The following is a 19269-nucleotide window of genomic DNA, read 5'->3' on the forward strand; positions in this document are numbered from 1 at the left end:
CGGCCGTCATCGTCGCCACCGTGCGCGCCATGAAGATGAATGGCGGCGTCAAGAAGGAAGACCTCGGCAAGGAAAACGTCGAGGCGGTGAAAAAGGGCTGCGCCAATCTTGGCCGCCACATCGAGAACATCAGGCAGTTCGGCGTGCCGGCGGTGGTTGCCATTAATCACTTCTACTCCGACACCGATGCCGAAATCCAGGCGATGAAGGACTATGTCGCCTCGATGGGCGAAGAGGCGATCCTGTGCAAGCACTGGGCCAGGGGCTCCGCCGGCATCGAGGATCTCGCTAACAAGGTGGTGGCGCTGGCCGAATCCGGCGCCTCGCAGTTCGCGCCGCTCTATCCCGACGCCATGCCGCTGTTCGAGAAGATCAACACAATCGTCCAGCGCATCTATCGCGGCTCGGAAGCCATCGCCGACAAGTCGGTGCGAGATCAGCTCAAGGCCTGGGAAGATGCCGGCTACGGCAACCTCCCGGTCTGCATGGCCAAGACCCAGTATTCCTTTTCGACCGACCCGAACCTGCGCGGCGCGCCGACCGGCCACACCGTGCCGGTGCGTGAGGTCAGGCTTTCGGCGGGCGCGGGCTTCGTCGTCATCATCTGCGGCGAGGTCATGACCATGCCCGGCCTGCCAAAGGCGCCATCCTCGGAAAAGATCTTCCTCAACGAAAACGGTGACATCGAAGGCCTTAGCTGAGCAGGACAGGCCGAAGGAGTATAAATATGCCAAAGATAATCGACGGCACTGCGGTTGCAGCGGATGTGCTTGCGAAGCTCAAAGTGGTCGCCCAGCAGCTGACCGGTGAAACCGGCGTAGTTCCGGGTATCGCTGTGGTCATAGTAGGCCAAGATCCGGCCAGTCAGGTCTATGTTGCGTCCAAAGGCAAGAAAGCCACGGAGTGCGGGTTCCATTCGACCGAGTATGCGCTGCCGACGCACACGTCCCAGGAAGAGTTGGTCGCGCTAGTCGAAAGGCTTAATGCTGATCTTGGGGTCCATGGGATCTTGGTTCAGTTGCCCCTGCCGGACCACATCGACTCCGGCAGCATCATCCAGATGATCGCGCCGGAGAAGGATGTCGACGGGTTCCACTTCATCAACGTCGGCAAGCTCGGCGCGGGGCAACTCGACACCGCCTTCGTGCCCTGCACGCCGGCCGGCTCGATGATTCTGATCGAGCGCGTGCACGGCCGTGATCTGTCGGGCTTCAGCGCTGTAGTGGTCGGACGCTCTAACATTGTCGGCAAGCCGATAGCCAATCTCCTGCTGCAGGCCAACGCCACCGTGACCATCGCCCACAGCCGCACCAAGAACCTCCCGGAGCTGTGCCGAAGCGCCGACATCCTTGTTACGGCTGTTGGTAGACCTGAAATGATCAAAGCGGACTGGGTCAAGCCCGGGGCGACCGTGATCGACGTCGGCATCAACCGTATTTCCGGCGCCGGTAACGGCAAGGCCCGCCTAGTCGGGGATGTGGCTTTTGAAGAAGCCGCCACAAAGGCAGGCGCCATAACGCCCGTCCCCGGTGGCGTAGGGCCGATGACGATTGCACTGCTGATGGCCAATACTTTGACCGCGGCCTCCCGTGCGGCCGGCCGGGCGTTTGCTCTCGAAGCTAGCAGTTGATCGATGCACGGCGGCGGCGTCAAAATATCGACATGGCCGAAAAGGCTGCTCATTGCCGAGCGCAATCAGCTAGTGATCTCGGCGTTGCGCGATATCATCATCCGCGACGAACGTTTCGACTTCGCGGCCGGCGTCCAGAGCGGCAAAGCGTTTCTGAAAGCAGTTGAGGAGACGCAGACGGCCTTCGACATCGCAATCGTCGGCTGGAAGCTATCCGACATGAACGCTGGCGAACTACTGATCGAACTTCGGCGTCTGCAGTTCGCGACGCGCGTCGTCATCTTCTGCAATGATCACGACATAAGCATTCTGAAGCGGTGTGTACGCCTCGGTGCCTACGGCTTCTGCTATCAATTCGACGATCCCGGCATTCTGTTCGACACGGTTGCTGCAGTCGCAAACGGCCGCATCTGCATACCTTTCATGGATGTCTCCAAAATCAACGAAACGCCGTTGTCATGCCTAACGACCCGCGAACTGGAATTGCTCACTGTACTCACCAATGGCTGGACCAATCAACAGATTGCGGCCAGGACGGGCATTTCGGAGAACACGGTAAAGTACCATCTGAAAAATTTGTACGATAAGCTCGACGTCCGCAATCGGGCAATGGCGGTTGCGCTGTTTCTCACCGATGTGAAACATTAAGCGTACAAGGCCTGCGTCCCAGGTGGCGTTTCCCAGGCGACAAGCGGTAAGCCGAGCTTCGGCTCTCGCCGCTGGCATGGCTCAACGTCGCGCGGTAGAAAACCGCAGCGCACACGCCTCCCCGGTCCCGACCACATGCACCTGGAAAGCACGGATGTCCTGAAGGCCAAGCCGGTCCGGATAGTGGTCCAATGTTGGGAAACGTCGCCACGATGTATTTATAGGACCGTTGCGTGGCCGGCCAGGATTACGGATAGTGATGTCTCGATCATGTGTCGGCGAAACGGGCTCATATCGGCCCATCTCATTGCTCCGTTTTGAGGATTGCGCCTCATTAGACGCAATCCTCAAAACAGAGCCTCATCTGCAAATCGGCGCACCAACTTCCGCATCAGGCGCGTCGTTCAACCGGCGCGTCGCTGCGCGAGGCGCGTCCTGGGTATGCCCGCCGTGGTTTCCCGTGAGAATCAAGCGACGCAGCCCCGAATACTAATCATTGACGCCGTCTTGAATGTGTGCAATCGTTGACATGGTGGCGGGATAGCCACCCTCAGACCACGTGCCACGCTCAGGACGGTTCCTGGATGCGCGGAATTGTTGGCTAACATCCACTCAAAATCATTGACATCACTTCGCTAGGCTGACGGTTACCGTCTGCTCAACGGAATGGATGTCGTTTGGCACTTTGAGCGGGCAAAAATCAAAAAGGGGAACCTAAATGAAAGAGCCGATGAAGAAGATTTCAGTGTTGCTTGCCATAACTGCCCTGTGGGCCGGGAGCGCAGTTGCGGAAGACCATCCGATCGTGTTGGGGATTCCTGTCGGCTTGAGCGGCGCAAACAGCGTCGTGGCCCCGTCCGTCATTCAGGCGACCGAACTTGCAGTCTCCGAAATCAATGATACCGGCGGGTTGCTGAACAGAAAGCTGGTTGTAGAGGTGGCCGACGACGCGTCCGGCGCGGCCGGAGCCCAGAAGGCCTACGACTCCCTTGTCTTTCAAAAGAAGGTCGACGCGATCATTGCAATGGAAACGACGGCAGCCCGCAACGCCGGCCTGCCGATCATCACGCGGGGGCAGATCCCGTACATCTACACCTCCTTCTATGAAGGCGCCTCCTGCAACAAATATCAACACATCGACGCCTGGGTGCCGCAGCAAATGGTTTCGCTCATGGTAGATTACTTCATGAAGGATCATGGCGCAAAGACGTTCTTTCTGGTTGGCAGCGACTACGCCTTTGGCCGGGGACTTCTTGGCGATACGAACAAGTACATCGCCGAGAAGGGCGGAACGCTCGTCGGAGAAGAATACAATCCAATGGATGCGACGGATTGGACGGCGATCGTCAGCAAGATCCGAGCGACTAACCCGGACGCCATCATCACCTCGACTGCCGCCGGCGCGCCAAACGTGACGTTCACGAAGCAATTGCGGTCGGCCGGCATCACCGCCAACTATGGCAGCTACGCGCTCGATGAAGGTACCGCCAAGACGCTTGGACCCGACGCCGAAGGGATTTATCTCGGCGGCACATACTACACCGGTATCGAATCGGAGAAGAATGCGCAGTTCCTGAAAGCGCTGCATGCGAAATTCGGGGAAAAGACCGAAACGCCGAATGAACTGTCGGTGCCGCAATACGATGCCGTTCATCTCTACGCCCTGGCGGTCAAGAACGCCGGGACGACGGACACGGATGCGGTCGTGAAGGCTCTGAGCGAGGTGACTTTCGACGGCCCCCGCGGTCCGGTGAAGATGTCGAAACAGCGCCATGCTCCGCTGACGATGTATCTCGCACAGGTCAATGCTCAGGGCGACACCAAGATCATCAAATCCTACGCCAACGTGGATCCGGGCGAGCAATGCCCCAAGCTGTGATCAGAGGCAGGCGGCGCTTTCCGCCGCCTGACTCTGTTGAACAATAAAACAGTGACGGTGCTGTATTGGTCCTCCAGATGCGGTGATGTGCAACCCGGCTTTCATTTGGAAGATTAATACAGCATGCCACAGAGGAAACCTCGGAGATTTAGATGGTTCCGGTACTACTTGATCTAATAACAACCGCAGCGATCTTATACATCGTCTCGTCGGGGTTGCTTCTTGTGTTCGGTGTGATGAAGCTAATTAACTTCGCGCATGGTGGATTGATGACGCTCGGTGGCTATGCTGCCGTCATGGCCACTGCGATGGGACTAAATCCCTGGATTGGTATTCCCTTGGCGGCGATCTTCGGTGGAATTGTCGGTCTTGGCATGGAACGTGTCGTGGTGCGCTCGTTATACAATCGTCCCCTCGATGCCATTCTGGCCACATGGGGCCTGAGCATCATCATCGGGCAGATCATCACCCTTGTCTTTGATCGCGGCGTTCATTTTGCCGAGCCTCCGATCAGAGGCGTGATAAACATCCTTGGTGAGCCCTACTCAACCTATCGGCTAATCCTGACGGCCCTTGCATTGCTGCTTGGCCTCGGCTTGACGGCTGCGCTCCGGGGCACATCGCTAGGCCTTTCCACGCGCGCGGTCATCATGAACGAGGACCTTGCGCGGGGACTCGGCATCAACAGCGGCCTGGTCCGCTCCATAACGTTCACGCTCGGCTCCGGTTTGGCGGCGGTGGCGGGAGCTCTGATAACGCCGCTGTCCAGCGTCGATCCAAACATGGGCGTCGCCTGGCTGATCAGCGCCTTCATGCTCGTGCTGGTTTCGGGTTCCTCCCTCTTCAGTCTAGCCGTCGCGAGCGTTGTTCTGGGCGGCGCCCAGGTCGTCGTGAGCAACTATTTCGGTTCCGTTCTCGGCGGCATGACGATTGCCGTTCTGGCCGCTGTCATACTTCGTATCCGTCCCCAGGGGTTTTCTTATGAGTAACGCAAACGTAAATGAATTGGGAAGCAGTTCCCTTCAACGACCCCAGGTTCGCCCTCTGACAAGGATGATGATCGTCGCCTCGATCGCTCTGATCGGCGTTGGCGCTGCACCATTCTTCATGGATGCGTATTCCGTAAACGTGCTCGTGAGGTCAATGATCTATGCAGCAATCGCACTGTCGGTCGACATCCTCTGGGGCTACCTCGGAGTCCTGACTTTCGGTCAGTCGGCATTCTTCGCGGTCGGCGCCTACGCAACGGCATTGGTCTTCACCTATGGCGGCTTTTCGGCTGAATATGCGTTCGCCGCTCTCCTGATCGGCATCGCGGTCGCGGTCGCTCTCGCCGGGTTGGTAGCATTTCTGGCTTTCTGGCATGGCGCGTCGGCGCTCTATGCGTCGGTAATCACCCTGGTCCTGCCGATCATCGTCACGCAGCTTCTGTTTTCCGGTGGAACCTACACCGGCTCGAGCAGCGGCCTGACCGGCTTCGACACCATTCCCCTCAGCTCTGAGGCGTGGTTCTGGGCCGTCGGGGTCTGGCTGGTGGTGCTGACGACAGTGGCCTGGATGTACACCCGCAGCGACGCTGGACGGCTTTTGACCGCGATCCGGGAAAACGAGCAACGGTGCAAGTATCTCGGCTTGAACACCTCCAACATCAAGGCAGTGATCTTTCTGATCTGTGCCGCAATCGGCGCGATAGCCGGCTGGATGTACGCCAACTATACGATGGTGGTTGCCCCTGAAATCGCCGGCTTCACGTTCGGAACTGAGCTACTGATCTGGGTCGCACTCGGCGGGCGTGGCACGCTGTTCGGGCCTGTGATTGGAACGATCATCATCGACTATGCCAGTGCGCACCTGCAGGGCGATTTTCCCTTCGTGTGGAAGCTTGCTATCGGAATAGTCTTTGTCTCGGTCATCGTGGCCCTGCCGCGCGGTATCCTGCCATTGGTTTCGAATGCCGCCAACTGGTTACGCGGTCGCATTGGCATAGCCCAGCCGCAGCAATACTCTCAGCTCCAACTGCGCCAGGCGAGTAGGAGCGGTCGCAACATCATTGGGTTTGAATCCCGTGGACCGGCGCTTGTCGTGAGGGGGGTCGAGAAGCGGTTCGGCAGCTTGGAGGTCCTGTCGGGCATCGACTTCGAAGCCACCTATGGCGAGATCGTCAGTCTCGTGGGGCCCAACGGTGCCGGTAAGACGACCCTGATGACCTGCATCGCCGACGGCTCAAAGCGCAGCGGCGGCAGGATTTCAATCGCTGGCCACGACATCGCTCATCGTCCGCCTGAAGAGTGCGTGCGTCTCGGTGTCGGCCGCAAGTTCCAGATGGCCAACGTCTTCGACAGCTTGACAGTCGGCGAGTGCCTCCAGATAGCCCGGGCGCGCCTGGATCCCTTGTCTAAGTGGCAGAAATCCGGTGTTTGCAACCTTCCGCCGTCCGCCATGCACGTCGTCCGGGCCACGGGTCTGCACAGCGATCTCAACGTACCTGCACAAGTGCTGTCGCACGGAAAGAAGCAAGCGCTCGAACTGGCAATGGTGTTGGCTCTCGAGCCCAAGGTCGTCCTTCTGGATGAGCCCACGGCCGGTCTCACCAAGGCTGAACGCACGCTGATCGGAACGATACTGACGGAACTCGCCAGAACTGAGCAACTCTGCATTCTGCTCGTGGAGCACGACCTGGATTTCGTCCGCGAGATTTCTTCACGGGTGATCGTTCTGCACCAAGGACGGATTGTTCTTAACGGCTCGGTTGATGAAGTCGTGAATTCCGAGCTCGTCAAATCAGTCTATGCCGGGTCCGGGCACTGAGGAGGAAGCATCATGACGGAACCAGTGCTTGCTGTGAGTGGTCTCAGCAGCGGATATGGACAGGCGACCGTAATACGGAACCTGGACTTGGAGATTGGCCGCGGCGAAATCGTCGCTATGGTCGGCAAGAACGGCATGGGAAAGAGTACGCTTCTCAAGTCGATCATGGGGTATTTGCCGAAGTTTTCAGGCTCCGTGTCGATGGCGCAGCATGCCATCAGCGACAGCAGGCCCCATCAGATTGCCCGGCTTGGCGTAGCTTATGTGCCGCAGGAAAAAGCGTTATTTCAAGACCTTACGGTTGAGGAAAACATTTGCTTGGCGATGCGTGGCTCGGCAAGCTGGGACGAGACAAAGGCGACGATTGCCCGTTGCTTCCCTTTTCTCCTCCAGCGGTTGCAGCAGAAAGCCGGCACGCTCAGTGGCGGCGAACAGAAGATGCTGCTGATGGCACGCTCCCTCTCAGTCGGGGCCAAGGTGCTCCTGATCGACGAGATAAGCGAAGGCATGCAGCCTTCAATCATCTCCAATCTGGTGAAAATTATCAAGACGGAGAGGGATCGCTCGGGCCTCGGCGTTCTGCTGGTTGAACAGAACATTCCGTTCACCCGCGCTGTTTCCGATAGATACGTCCTCTTGGATAAGGGCGAAATATCGGGGTCCGGAAACACACGCGACCCGGATACACACGAAAAGATCGCGGCCCACATAAGCCTCTGATCATTCCGGAAAAAGACTTCGAAAAGGCGAGGGCATCTAGTGTATCTGACCAACAGGGAAAGCGACAGACTTCTGATTTTCGCGGCGGCGGGGATGGCTCGGCGCCGTCTGGCCGAAGGCATACGGCTTAATTTGCCGGAGGCCAGAGCGATAATAGCCGATGCCATCCACGAAGGGGCCAGAAGAGGTAGTTCGGTCTCAGAATTGATGGCTTTGGGTCGCACCGTATTGCAGCGCAATGACGTTCAGCCGGGCGTCGTGCCGCTTCTGGAAATGCTGATGGTCGAGCCGATGTTTCCGGACGGTCAGAAGCTTGTTTGTGTCCACGACCCCCTCGGCCTGCCACAGGATAGGGAGGAGGAGGACAAACCAGGCGGCTATCGCCTGGCGAAAGAAGGAATAGAGATCAATATCGGTCGTGCGACTACGCGTGTGGTCGTTCGCAACTTTGGCGACCGCCCCATCCAGATCGGCTCCCATTTCCACTTCTTCGAAGTAAACCCCGAGCTAGAGTTTGACCGAGCCGCATCCTTTGGCTTCCGTCTCGACATTCCGGCGGGAACGACGGTCCGGTTCGAGCCGGGGGACGAGAAGGCCGTCGACCTTGTTGCCATCGGCGGCGAACGTCGCGTCGAAGGGCTTAACAACCTTACCGATGGTGACCTGGACAATCCGGAGGTGAAGCGCAGGGCGGTTGCACGCGCAGCAGCCGAAGGGTTCAGGGGAGCCCACCATGGCTAAGATGCTGTCGCGCCGCCAATATGTCGAGCTGTACGGGCCGACGACGGGAGACGGGGTTCGTCTCGGGGACACGGATCTCTGGGCGGAAGTCGAGCGGGATCTCCTGGTTCCGGGGGACGAACTCGTCTTCGGGGCGGGAAAAACGCTGAGAGTGGGCACCGGCTGTCATGGCCACATCACTGCGGCAGGCGGTGCACTCGACCTAGTGATAACGAATGCCACGATCATCGACCCGGTCCTTGGCATCATCAAGGCCGACATAGGGATCAAGGACGGCCTGATCGCCGGGATCGGCAAGGCCGGCGATCCCCGCATCATGGACGGGGTGCACCCGAAATTGATCGTTGGTACCAACACAGACGTTCGTGCAGCGGAGGGCCTGGTAGTTACGGCCGGCGGCATTGACTGCCACGTCCATTTCATAGATCCCGGTCAGTGCGAAGAGGCGCTTGCCAGTGGCATCACAACCTTGTTCGGCGGAGGGCTTGGGGCCACTACCGTTCCGATCGCCTCCACCGGCACTGTGAACCTCGGACATATGCTCCAGGCAGCCGAGGCGTTCCCGCTTAACTTCGGCTTCTTCGGAAAGGCCGCCTCGGATAGTCATAAGCCCCTAATAGAGCAGCTCGAGGCGGGTGCCGCAGGGCTGAAAATTCATGAGGACTGGGGTGCCACAACCGCGTCGATCCATTCAGCACTGATGGCTGCTGACGAGGCGGACGTGCAGATCCAGCTGCACACCGATACGCTGAACGAGTTTGGGTTCCTCGAGCGTACCTTGAAGGCAATCGACGGCCGTACCATCCACGCCTACCACGTCGAAGGTGCGGGCGGGGGCCATGCCCCCGACATCATCAAGGTGTGCGGCTTCGAGAACGTCCTGCCTTCGTCGACCAACCCGACTAACCCCTACACTGTCAACACATTCGACGAGCATTTCGACATGGCGATGGTCAGCCATCACCTCAATCCGAGACTGCCGGAAGATATCGCCTTTGCCGAATCTCGGATCCGCCACGAAACCATCGCCGCCGAGGGCGTGCTGCACGATATCGGCGCTATCAGCGCGATAGGGTCGGACTCCCAGGGGATGGGACGCATTGCCGAAACCATCACCCGTACTTGGCAAACTGCGTCGCGCATGAAGGCGCAGCGAGGAGCCCTCCCCGAGGACAGCGGCCGCGGCAACGACAACACCCGGATCAAGCGGTTCATCGCCAAATACACCATCAATCCGGCGCGCATGTTCGGCGTGTCGAAATATGTCGGCTCGCTCGAGCCGGGCAAGCTGGCCGATCTCGTGCTCTGGAAGCCGGGAATGTTCGGCGTAAAGCCGGAGGCTGTCTTCAAGTCAGGCTTCCCGGTGATGGCCGTGATGGGCGAGGCGAACGCATCCCTCTACTGCTGCGAGCCCCTGCGCTACCGGCCGCAATGGGGCTGGTTCGGACGCGCTGCCCAATCGCTTTCTATGCGTTTCATGTCCCAGCGGGCCATCGACCTCAATATTGCCGGAAAGCTGGACCTGCGGGCACGCTGCGTCCCGGTGTCAGGAACACGGAAGCTTTCCAAGCGGGACATGCTCTGGAACGACAAAGTACCGAATATAACGGTGGATCCGGAAACCTACAGAGTGGAAGTCGACGGTGAGCACTGCACGTCGCTTCCAGCCAGCAAGGTGCCGCTTGGCACACTTTATACGTTGAAATAGGAGAGTTTCATGTCCGCAAAGGCCGTTCGCATCGGCATCGGTGGTCCGGTGGGCTCCGGGAAGACGAGGCTAATCGAGCGTCTCCTGCCCCTCATCCATGAGGCGGGGCTGAAACCCGCGGTCATCACAAACGATCTTGTGACTCTAGAGGACGCGATCCGGGTCAAGGCGAGCGGTCTCATCGAAGAGACTCTGGTCATCGGCGTTGAAACCGGCGCGTGCCCTCATACCGCGATTCGGGAGGATCCTTCGGTCAACATTCAGGCCGCTGACGCATTGGAACGCGACAACCCGCTTGATCTGATCCTTATCGAGAGCGGCGGGGACAATTTGGCGGCGACATTCTCCTCCGAACTCGTCGACTATTGGATCTTCGTGATCGATTGCGCCGCAGGCGACGACATACCGCGCAAGCGCGGGCTTGGAATGCTCCAGGCCGATCTCCTTGTCGTCAATAAAGTCGACCTCGCTCCGCATGTTGGGGCTGATTTGAACCGCATTCGCAGCGACGTTCGGGCAAACCGTCCTCAAAAGGCGACCATCTACACGAATTTGCGGTCGACGGAGGGTGCTTCGGAGGTCTTTGCCACAATAAAAAGGGATGCCCTGTTCGGCTGTGCGGTTCTTGATCCGACATGACACGCTCGTCCGGCCTACTCGACTTGGAATTTGCAGCCGACTGCCGGGGGAAAACACACCTAATGCGGCGGGCCCAGAGATTTCCCTTGCATTTCACCACACCCCTTTTTCTGGACGAGAGCCAGCCTGACATGGCTTTCGTTTATGTCCAGAATCCCTCAGGCGCGGTGTTCAGCGGCGACAAGCTGGAACTGCGGATTGCTGCGCGCAGCGGCGGAAAGCTTCATATCACCAGCACGTCCGCGACCAAGCTCCACCGCATGCTCGACGGAGCAGCGTTTCAGAGGGTGCTGCTGGAGGCAAAACAGGGGTCGTACATTGAGTACCTACCGGACCAACTCATCCCGCAGGCGCTATCATCCTACGACCAGGAGACGACGATCGACATCGACCAAGGTTCAATGCTCATTGCGAGCGAAATCGTCGCGCCGGGACGTTTGGCCCGCGGCGAAATTTTCGCGTTCAACCGCCTCAAACTGGAAACACGGATTAGGGTCGCCGGCAACACGCTTTTCACGGATCGCATACTCATGGAACCGACGACGATGCCGATCAATATAAGAGGCGTCCTTGGCTCCTTTCTCTATTGGGGAAACCTGCTGGCGCTCGTTCCAGGCGGCAACGCAAAGGGCGTTTACGATGCCGCTTCGTCTCTGGAGATGACCGGCGAGGATTTTAGATTGGGGGTGGGCGCCTTGCCCGGAGCGATAGGCATCATAGTCCGTGTCCTCGCCCGGTCGTCCTCAACCATCACGCGTCTCATGGAAGACGCCTGGTCACGGATTCGAATGCAGATGATTGGGTCGCCAGCACCATCTAAGAGGAAATAGGTCCCATGATTATCTCGAACGGAATTATTGGCGCCTTGGACGCAGTGCAACGGTACGGCGGGACATTGGATTTCCTTGACGTGCCTTGGGTGGACGCCAGCAAGCGACGGCTTCGGCGGCGCACGAAGGGCGGCCTCGATTTCGCGGTATCGATGCAGCACAGCCAGTACCTTTTTCACGGCGCGGTTCTATTTGACAGCGAGGATCACACGGTGGTCGTGTGCAGGCCCGAGGAACCCGCCCTCATCGTTGACCTCAGCCAGACCAACTCGGTTGAGGATATTGTTCGGCAGGCTGCCCTTATCGGCCACGCGTTCGGCAACCAGCATGTACCGGTCGAGGTGGACGGTTGCTCTATCCTCGTGCCGATGCTGTCGAGCGAGGACGTCATGACGAAGACGGTTCGAGACCTCCAGTTCGGCGAACTGTCGCTGCGTTTTGACTACGTTCGGCTAGGTGCCTCTTGCCCCCTTTTGATGACAGGGCACGCTCATGAATGAAATGTGGGCAGGAACGGCGATAGACACGAGTTTCCTGATGGCCCTTCAGTTGGCAGACAGTTCGCTGCCGATCGGGCGTTATGTCCATTCCAGCGGATTGGAAGGAATACTGGAGGAGCTTCCAAAGAACTCGGCCCAAATCGCGGAAGTCGTCAAAGCGGTGCTGCTCCACGGATCGGGCCGCAGCGACGCCGTTGCAGCCGCTCATGCACATCGGATGTTTTCGGTGGCCGATCTCGGCCAATTGCATGATGTCGACGAGCGTCTTCTCGCCACAAAGCTTTCGGTTCCGGCCCGGAAAGCATCGACCTCGTGCGGTCGCCAACTGGCGAAACTTGCCCTTCAGGTCTGGCCGCACGATGTGCTCGATCCGTTCTGCCGCGAAGTGCAGATGGGCGAGGCCGGCAACATCGCTGTTGTCGCAGCAGCCGTTTCGGCCTCAAGGGGAATAGGCATTGAGAACACGGTCCTAGCAGAATTACGTGGCACGGCAAGCGGCCTCCTTTCGGCAGCCGTGCGACTTGGCCGGATGGGATCCGCCGAAGCGCAGGTTCTTCTCTATAAATGTGTCCCGACCATTGTTCGGGCTGCAGAAACGGCCCTACTCTTGGATCTAGACGACATGAGTTCGACCACGCTCGAATTGGATATTGCGATGCTGCAGCTTCAGCGTAATCCACTGCGCCTGTTTGCAACTTAGCCAGGGAGGCAAAGAGATGTCCGCCATTGGCGAACTCGAGGAGTCGTTTCGCTCGGAAGGCACATGGCCGGTAGGGGTTCTATACTCAAGAAGCGGGATCACGGCGATTGCCGAGACTTCGCAGTTGCAAGGAACGTTGCTCGCCATTTCGGAGGTAAACGTCGCAGGCGGCGTACTTGGAAAGCCGATTTCTCCCTTGATCCTGGATCCGGCTTCCGATCCGCAGCGCTATACCCAACTCGCCAGTTCGCTCCTCATGGACCGCGGCGTGACCAACATATTCGGCTGCTCGGCGTCATACAGCCGAAAGGCTGTGGTTCCGGTCGTCGAGCGTCGCGGAGGTTTGCTATGGTATTCAATCGGCTACGAGGGGTTCGAATATTCGTCCAATGTCATCTATACCGGCCCTGCTCCCAACCAGTTGCACCTGCCCCTCGTTGAATATTTGTTCCCGCGCTTCGGACGAAAGCTAATGTGCGTCGGCAGCGACTATCTCTTCCCGCGAGAATCCAACAGGATCATGCGCGACCTCCTTTCCGAAATCGGAGGTAGTATCGTCGGAGAACACTATCTGCCGTTCGGCGCTCACAGGGATGCCTTTCTGGAAGTGGTCAAGGAAGCGCGATCGCTCGGCGCCGACGTCATCTTCTCAACGGTGGTGGGGCCAGGAATCGCGGCACTTTACGATGCTTACTCGGCCGAAAAACTCGATCCGGCCGTTATGCCCATCGCCTCCCTTACGACCAACGAGGCACATCTCCAGGAAATGTGGTTCGAGCCGCCGCCGGGTCACATTGTCTCTGCGCCCTATTTCGAAACGGTGCAATCGGCGCGAAACAGCAGTTTCGTTGCCAGTTATCACCAACGCTTCGGAGCTAAGCGCCCGGCCGATGCCTGTGCGGAGGCTGCGTATTTTACCGTGCTGCTCTTTGCGCGAGCGCTGGAACGCGCGGGAACGCTGGATCCGGAACGGCTTCGCGCGGCGGTGCTCGGCCTCGAGATATCGGCTCCCCAGGGCGTGGTCATGGTCGATCCTGACAACGGCCATACCTATCTCTGGCCTAGAATCGGGATGACGGAGTCGGGGCGAAAATTCGGGGTCGTGGCGGAGTTTAAGAAGCCGATGAAACCGGACCCGTACCTTGTGAACTATGTGGGCCTTGGCCGCATCGAGGAGATCGGCAATGTCCGGTGAGGCGCTGATCCGTGAACTGCGTAAAATTCGAGCATGTGTGGTCCACCCACCGGATTCGGACTGTGATGAACTTGTCCGGCACTTAAAGCGGATCGGATGCCAGGTGGATACCCTGTGGCCGGTACCCGATCGTTGGCCGACTCATGCCGATGTCGTCTTCTGCATTTTCGGCGGCCACTCTTCACTCGATGTGAGCACCCTCAAGAGAGGACGCGACGGCACCCTCATCGGCATGGTCGAATATGAGAGCCCCACGGTCGTCCGCGAACTGCTTGAAGCGGACGTGCAGGCCGTCATCGGCAAGCCAATCCACCCCTTCGGGATAATGTCGACGTTGACGGTGGCAACTTCGCGTTACCGGTTCGAACGCCGGCAGAACACTAAGATCGCGAAGCTGGACGAAACCCTGCGTTCGCGTCGCGTCGTAAATAACGCGGTCCGGCTCCTCGCGGCGGAGCGATCGATCAGCGAGGAGCATGCGTATCAATGCATCCGCCGCTGGTCCCTGGAAGGACGCGAATCGATGACCAAGGTCGCGGACCAGGTTCTGGCCTGCGGGTCGGAGTTGAGCGATCCAAATTTTCGAATTAAGCCGAAGGAAGCATTGTGATGGCACCTGCAAGGACCCCAGACTCTATTCTGCGTGTCGCCCTTGACTGGGAAGTCGACCCGATCGATCCGCCCGCGTCGTTTGGTGGTTGGAATACGGGAAGAGTTGTCCAGCAGATGTTCGAGAGTTTATATGAGGACGATCTGGAAGATGAGGTAGCCAGTCCGACACGACTTGTACCCGCGCTCGCTACTTCGGTCGAGATCTCCGACGACGGAACCAAGTATCTGTTTCGCTTGCGGGAAAATGTCCGATTCCACGATGGGACTCCGTTCGATACGGAGGCCGTGCTGTTCAACATAGAACGCATGTGGAACCCCGATGCGCCTCAATATTCTCCTGTGGCGGCCGATTACAACCGGGTTGGTCTGGAAGCGCTCAAATCCGTGGAAGTCACGGGGCGTATGACGATCCTTATCACGCTAAAGGAACCCTTCCCAGAGTTCCTACGCTACATGACACAGGAGGACGCGCCGGGGGCGCACGTCTTTATCAGTCCAAAGGCCCTGAAAAAGTATGGCAATTTAGACATTGCCGACCATGCGCCGGGCACCGGCCCATTTTGTATCGACAATCGCTTTTCAACAGCTTTCGGCAGTGGCGTTCGGCTACGGCGGAATGAGGATTACTGGGGTGGTTCGCCCAAGCTCAAAGGTATTGAGTTCAAGCCGTATCCAAGCCTTGAAGATCGGTACAACGCATTGCTCAGTGGAGATGTCGATCTGGCCTATGGCCTAGAGGGGAGTGATCTCGACGAATTAGAACGGCGCGGATTTGTGATCATTGAAAGCCAGGTGCCTTATGTCTGGTATTTCATTTTCAACATGAACGATCCGGTCCTGAGCGACGTTCGAGTTCGTCACGCCATTGCATACGCAGTTGATCGGGAAGGATTGAGCAATAGCATCTTCCGTGGTCACACCACCGTCGCATCCGGCATGCTACCGCCTGCTTCGCCGTCCTTCGATGAAGGGTATAAATTTCCTTATGAATTCAACCCCGAGCGTGCCCTACAACTTTTAAAGGAAGCAGAGGTCCCGCCGGGTTGGCGATTGCGCATCATCACCGCGAGCGCTGGATCTGGCCAACTCATGCCCACCCGAATTTGCGAGTATCTGGCGAGGAATCTTGAGGCGATCGGATTCGGCGCAGAGATTGTGCGGACAAAAGACTGGGTTTCCTATTGCAACGAATGGCGATCCGGGGTGCCGGGCGGCGCAGGCGTTTCGCAGATGAGCTGGGGCATGTCCTGCGATGTCTGGCTGGAGCAAGTTCTGCATTCCCGGAACAGTTCTCCGTTCGGATTCAATGCGGGGTATTATTCCAATCCCGCTGTGGACCGCCTGCTAGACAAGGCTCGACAAACCCAAAGTGACGATCAACGAAGACAGTTGTATCGAGAGGCTAACCTATTGATCATGGACGATCTGCCAGTACTGCCAATGCTGACTTTGCGACGCGGCTCAGTCTGCTATCACCCTCGGGTAAAGGGGTTTCGCAACCCAAGGCAGAACTGGCATTCGTTCAAGAACGTATGGATGGATTCTGGCGTTTGATAGAACCGATCTGACACTCATAACAGCGCGAGCCCTTATCGAACGCTGTTTGCCACTCCCGGCCCGTCGACACCACGCTCAGAAAGCAGGAGGTGACGGTCGGTCATGATCAGCAACACGAATAAAGGAGACTACGGTGAAAAGGATTCCGAATACGGCATTTGCCGTCATGGCCATGCTCGTCGCAAGCTCATCAACAGCCAGCGCCCATGTCGGGGTAGGCGATACCAGCGGCTTCGCGCATGGCTTCTGGCATCCGATTGGTGGCGTCGATCATGTGCTCACCATGGTCATGGTCGGCCTGCTCGCTGCTCAGCTGGGTGGGCGCGCGCTGTGTTTGGTGCCGGCTGCCTTCGTTTCGGTCATGGCCATTGGCGGCGCGGTCGGTTTCGCGGGCATCCCAGCACCTTTCGTTGAGCTTGGCATTGGCCTGTCGATCATCGCATTCGGAACTGCGGTCGCACTTGGCTTTAAGATCATGATACCCGCAGCGATGGCGCTGGTTGGCTTCTTCGCCTTCTTCCACGGCTACGCCCATGGCGCCGAGATGCCGGAAAATGTCGCTGGCCTTGCGTATGGTGCTGGTTTCGCTATCGCGACGGTGCTGCTGCATGCCTCTGGCCTTGCCCTCGGGCTGGGGATGGCCAGCAAAGCCGGGCCGCGTGGGGAAACCTTGGTCCGTCTCGCAGGAGCCATTGTTGCGGTTGCAGGAGGCGCCCTGGTCACAGGCGTTATCTAGGGCGTTCTGTTTTTAGGTGGAAGCATAGCCGGCGTTGGCGACGCAGGGGAATCCCTTGGCGTGATGAGGTCGAGTAACTCGCCTCGACGGTGCCTCGGGAAGTAGCCCCCATGAGCCTGATGCTCGGTCGGATTGAGGTTTAGCGAATATTTTGTTGGAAGATCAGCTTGGCGCCGGCCTGCCGAATAGGGCGGCAACTTGTCCCGGAACCCTGCGGACCTCACCCCGATAGTGGCGCAAAGAGGAGATGGAGCCCACTCCGCAGTTCGCCGAGAAAAATACCAACAGATGAGGAGGAGCCAGGATGGCGAACCTACACAACGCGCACACATCGTTTAGTTTCTACCTCTTGCCTGGTTTCTCGCTTCAGGCTTTCTCCTGCGCGGTGGAAGTCCTGCGGTTAGCCAACGAAGCAATCGGGAAAAACGTCTACAGCTGGCAAGTCGTATCTGAAGACGGGCAACCTGTGATGTCGAGTTGCCGGATGACCGTCGGCGTCGACTCCGCGTTGAGAAATGAACGCGAGAGAACCCACAAATCAAACTTGATGTCAGCCGCGGTGATTTGCGGCGGCAGCGCCATCCCGCGCCCAAACAGGCAACTCGATGCCTGGCTAAGGGAATGCCGCATGCGCCGCATCCCCCTCGTTTGCATCGGCAGTGGCACCGTCGTTGTCGCGCGGGCTGGATTGGCGGACGGGCGCCGTTGCGCCGTTCACTGGGAGCAGCTTCCGTTATTTTGCGAGCAGTTTCCGGGGATAGAGTCCACCCAGACGGCCTTTGAGCATGATGCCGATCTGCATACATGCTCGGGTGGGGATGCACCTTTCGACATGTTTCTGCACTTGGTTGAACGTGACCATGGTTCAGTCGTCGTCAACCGCGTCTGCGAAAAAGCCATCGCGTACCGAATGCGCTCGGCCGGGGAGCGACAGCGACTGCCCCTTCACTCCCGTGTCAAGCTCAACCACAAGGCAGTGATGAAGGTCATTGGCCTGATGGAGGCAAGCTTGGATGAGCCTATGCCGGTTGACGATCTTGTCGCGTTAAGCGGGATATCGCGCCGGCAGATCGAAAGGCTTTTCGACAGAGAGTTGGGGCGCTCGCCGAACCGATACTACATGGAACTGCGTCTGGAGCGCGCGCAGCTGCTTCTTGTGAGCACAAACTTGCCGGTCGTGGAAGTCGCGGTGGCTTGCGGTTTTATCTCGCCGTCGCACTTTTCCAAAGTCTATCGCGAAGCCTACGGATGCCCTCCGCATCAGACACGACTGGCGGCCCGTGCAAACGGGCACGCCGATCTGATGGACCCAACGCTGCTCGGATTGGAACGGAGCGGGGCCTCCCACCAGAGTTTACCGATGACGGCTTAGCTGACGAAGTAGCTAAGCGCTGACGCCCGCAGCCCACGCCTTCACGTCCCTTCGCACGCAGGCGGTTTATCCAAGGGTCGGGCTCCAGGGCGCGCTCTATTCCGGCCGCGGGATGTCAGGAATTCTATGCGTGCGAGGCCATGGAAGATGAAAGGGGTCTTCCTCACTTTGTGTGTAACCATTCGGCCAGGGCTGCGGTGATTATGATTTCGGGCGACGGTTTTCTTCGGTTAGCTTCGGCGATGCGTGGAACCGCAGCTCGTCGTCCATCGACGATATGCCGAGCATTCTGACTGAATCGAATGAATTGGCCGTTGTGAAGCGACGAAATCCATTCGAATGTTATGTGGGGGAAGTTGTTTGTCTACAGAGCGATATATCGTTGCGGGAGAACCGAATGACGTGCGATTGAGAAATGTGCGCGGCCAACGGATCGTTCAGGTCATCGAAGATGGCAAAGTAACTCGTCATTTATTCAACTCTCAAGCCGTTGCCGAGAGCTACGCCGAATTCCAGCGAATTAGACTCGGCCTGCCCGGAAAGCCACCAATTTGGGAGGAGAACCCGTTGGATGAGCGCCCTATGAGGCTTCGTCAGAGACCGGACTTCATCATCCAGGATGTTCTCGAGCTCGCCGAGTTCTCTGATCGTGGTATTGTCACTACATTAGTTGATACACACGGAGTTCACCTCCGTGTCCACCTCACAGTCGTGACGTCAGAATTGCTTTGCGAGCGAATTGCCGACGCGCTGGAGCGCCGGTACGAAGAATAGCAACCTAAAGTCAATTTGTCGCTTGCCATTTAAATGGGTTTTCCTCAATTTGTGTGGTTCATCCGCTGTTAGCGACGCTATCGCTATGTGGGGTGGGAACAAGAGCAGTGCGAAATGGTACGCTAAGGGCGAACGGAACATGAACTATGCCGGAGCTCGGATGTGCAGCCTCCGATCTCTGTGGGTTGGCACCGCAAGGCACCAGTTTTGGTTTCTTCGT

19 protein-coding genes are annotated in these 19269 nt (G+C 58.2%); all 19 read left to right on the forward strand.

The genetic code is table 11. From position 1 onward, the window contains the following. The coding region (locus LB556_RS31195; protein WP_224571237.1) for a formate--tetrahydrofolate ligase at positions 1-701 on the forward strand (701 nt) is incomplete at its 5' end. Between the two features lie 26 nt (positions 702-727). Then, positions 728-1630, forward strand: coding sequence for a bifunctional methylenetetrahydrofolate dehydrogenase/methenyltetrahydrofolate cyclohydrolase FolD (gene folD / locus LB556_RS31200; RefSeq protein ID WP_140884275.1), 903 nt, complete (start codon positions 728-730; stop codon positions 1628-1630). Between the two features lie 3 nt (positions 1631-1633). Then, positions 1634-2278 carry a response regulator transcription factor gene (locus tag LB556_RS31205; RefSeq protein WP_224571238.1) on the forward strand — a complete coding sequence of 215 codons (645 nt, stop codon included), beginning with the start codon at positions 1634-1636 and terminating at the stop codon, positions 2276-2278. 718 nt (positions 2279-2996) lie between these two features. Continuing rightward, positions 2997-4157, forward strand: coding sequence for a substrate-binding protein (locus LB556_RS31210; RefSeq protein WP_224571239.1), 1161 nt, complete (start codon positions 2997-2999; stop codon positions 4155-4157). Positions 4158-4309: 152 nt separating this feature from the next. Further along, positions 4310-5146 (forward strand): branched-chain amino acid ABC transporter permease, encoded by an 837-nt coding sequence (locus LB556_RS31215; protein ID WP_224571240.1) that lies wholly within the window; start codon positions 4310-4312, stop codon positions 5144-5146. A 64-nt stretch (positions 5147-5210) separates the two neighbouring features. Beyond that, a complete protein-coding gene (locus tag LB556_RS31220; protein ID WP_224571241.1) occupies positions 5211-6965 on the forward strand; it encodes an ABC transporter permease subunit in 1755 nt (584 codons plus the stop codon). A 12-nt stretch (positions 6966-6977) separates the two neighbouring features. After that, a complete protein-coding gene (locus LB556_RS31225; RefSeq protein ID WP_140884283.1) occupies positions 6978-7685 on the forward strand; it encodes an ABC transporter ATP-binding protein in 708 nt (235 codons plus the stop codon). Positions 7686-7724: 39 nt separating this feature from the next. Then, positions 7725-8426, forward strand: a complete 702-nt coding sequence (locus LB556_RS31230; RefSeq protein ID WP_224571242.1) for an urease subunit beta — start codon at positions 7725-7727, stop codon at positions 8424-8426. Further along, on the forward strand, positions 8419-10134 hold the full coding sequence (gene ureC, locus LB556_RS31235) for an urease subunit alpha (RefSeq protein ID WP_224571243.1): 1716 nt from the start codon (positions 8419-8421) through the stop codon (positions 10132-10134). Before LB556_RS31230 ends, ureC begins: the two co-directional genes overlap by 8 nt. Before the next feature lie 9 nt (positions 10135-10143). Continuing rightward, positions 10144-10773, forward strand: a complete 630-nt coding sequence (gene ureG, locus LB556_RS31240; RefSeq protein ID WP_140884288.1) for an urease accessory protein UreG — start codon at positions 10144-10146, stop codon at positions 10771-10773. A gap of 86 nt (positions 10774-10859) precedes the next feature. Then, the gene (locus LB556_RS31245) at positions 10860-11603 is read left to right on the forward strand and encodes an urease accessory protein UreD (RefSeq protein ID WP_181167535.1); all 744 of its coding nucleotides are present in this window, start codon (positions 10860-10862) and stop codon (positions 11601-11603) included. 5 nt (positions 11604-11608) lie between these two features. Next, entirely contained in the window at positions 11609-12103 is a 495-nt protein-coding gene (locus LB556_RS31250) for a hypothetical protein (protein WP_140884292.1), read from the forward strand. Next, complete coding sequence (locus LB556_RS31255) at positions 12096-12803, forward strand: urease accessory protein UreF (RefSeq protein WP_224571244.1); 708 nt, start codon at positions 12096-12098, stop codon at positions 12801-12803. Before LB556_RS31250 ends, LB556_RS31255 begins: the two co-directional genes overlap by 8 nt. A 16-nt stretch (positions 12804-12819) precedes the next feature. After that, positions 12820-13998 carry a transporter substrate-binding domain-containing protein gene (locus LB556_RS31260; protein WP_140884295.1) on the forward strand — a complete coding sequence of 393 codons (1179 nt, stop codon included), beginning with the start codon at positions 12820-12822 and terminating at the stop codon, positions 13996-13998. Beyond that, on the forward strand, positions 13988-14608 hold the full coding sequence (locus LB556_RS31265; protein WP_181167536.1) for an ANTAR domain-containing response regulator: 621 nt from the start codon (positions 13988-13990) through the stop codon (positions 14606-14608). Before LB556_RS31260 ends, LB556_RS31265 begins: the two co-directional genes overlap by 11 nt. Next, positions 14608-16164, forward strand: coding sequence for an ABC transporter substrate-binding protein (locus tag LB556_RS31270; protein ID WP_140884298.1), 1557 nt, complete (start codon positions 14608-14610; stop codon positions 16162-16164). The genes LB556_RS31265 and LB556_RS31270 overlap by 1 nt, the downstream gene beginning before the upstream one ends. A gap of 169 nt (positions 16165-16333) precedes the next feature. Then, the gene (locus LB556_RS31275) at positions 16334-16903 is read left to right on the forward strand and encodes a HupE/UreJ family protein (RefSeq protein WP_224571245.1); all 570 of its coding nucleotides are present in this window, start codon (positions 16334-16336) and stop codon (positions 16901-16903) included. A gap of 304 nt (positions 16904-17207) precedes the next feature. Then, on the forward strand, positions 17208-18275 hold the full coding sequence (locus tag LB556_RS31280; RefSeq protein WP_140884299.1) for a GlxA family transcriptional regulator: 1068 nt from the start codon (positions 17208-17210) through the stop codon (positions 18273-18275). A 402-nt stretch (positions 18276-18677) separates the two neighbouring features. Beyond that, complete coding sequence (locus tag LB556_RS31285) at positions 18678-19049, forward strand: hypothetical protein (RefSeq protein ID WP_224571246.1); 372 nt, start codon at positions 18678-18680, stop codon at positions 19047-19049. Positions 19050-19269 lie beyond the last annotated feature (220 nt).

The sequence above is a fragment of the Mesorhizobium sp. ES1-4 genome (assembly GCF_020164745.1).
Classification (GTDB): domain Bacteria; phylum Pseudomonadota; class Alphaproteobacteria; order Rhizobiales; family Rhizobiaceae; genus Mesorhizobium.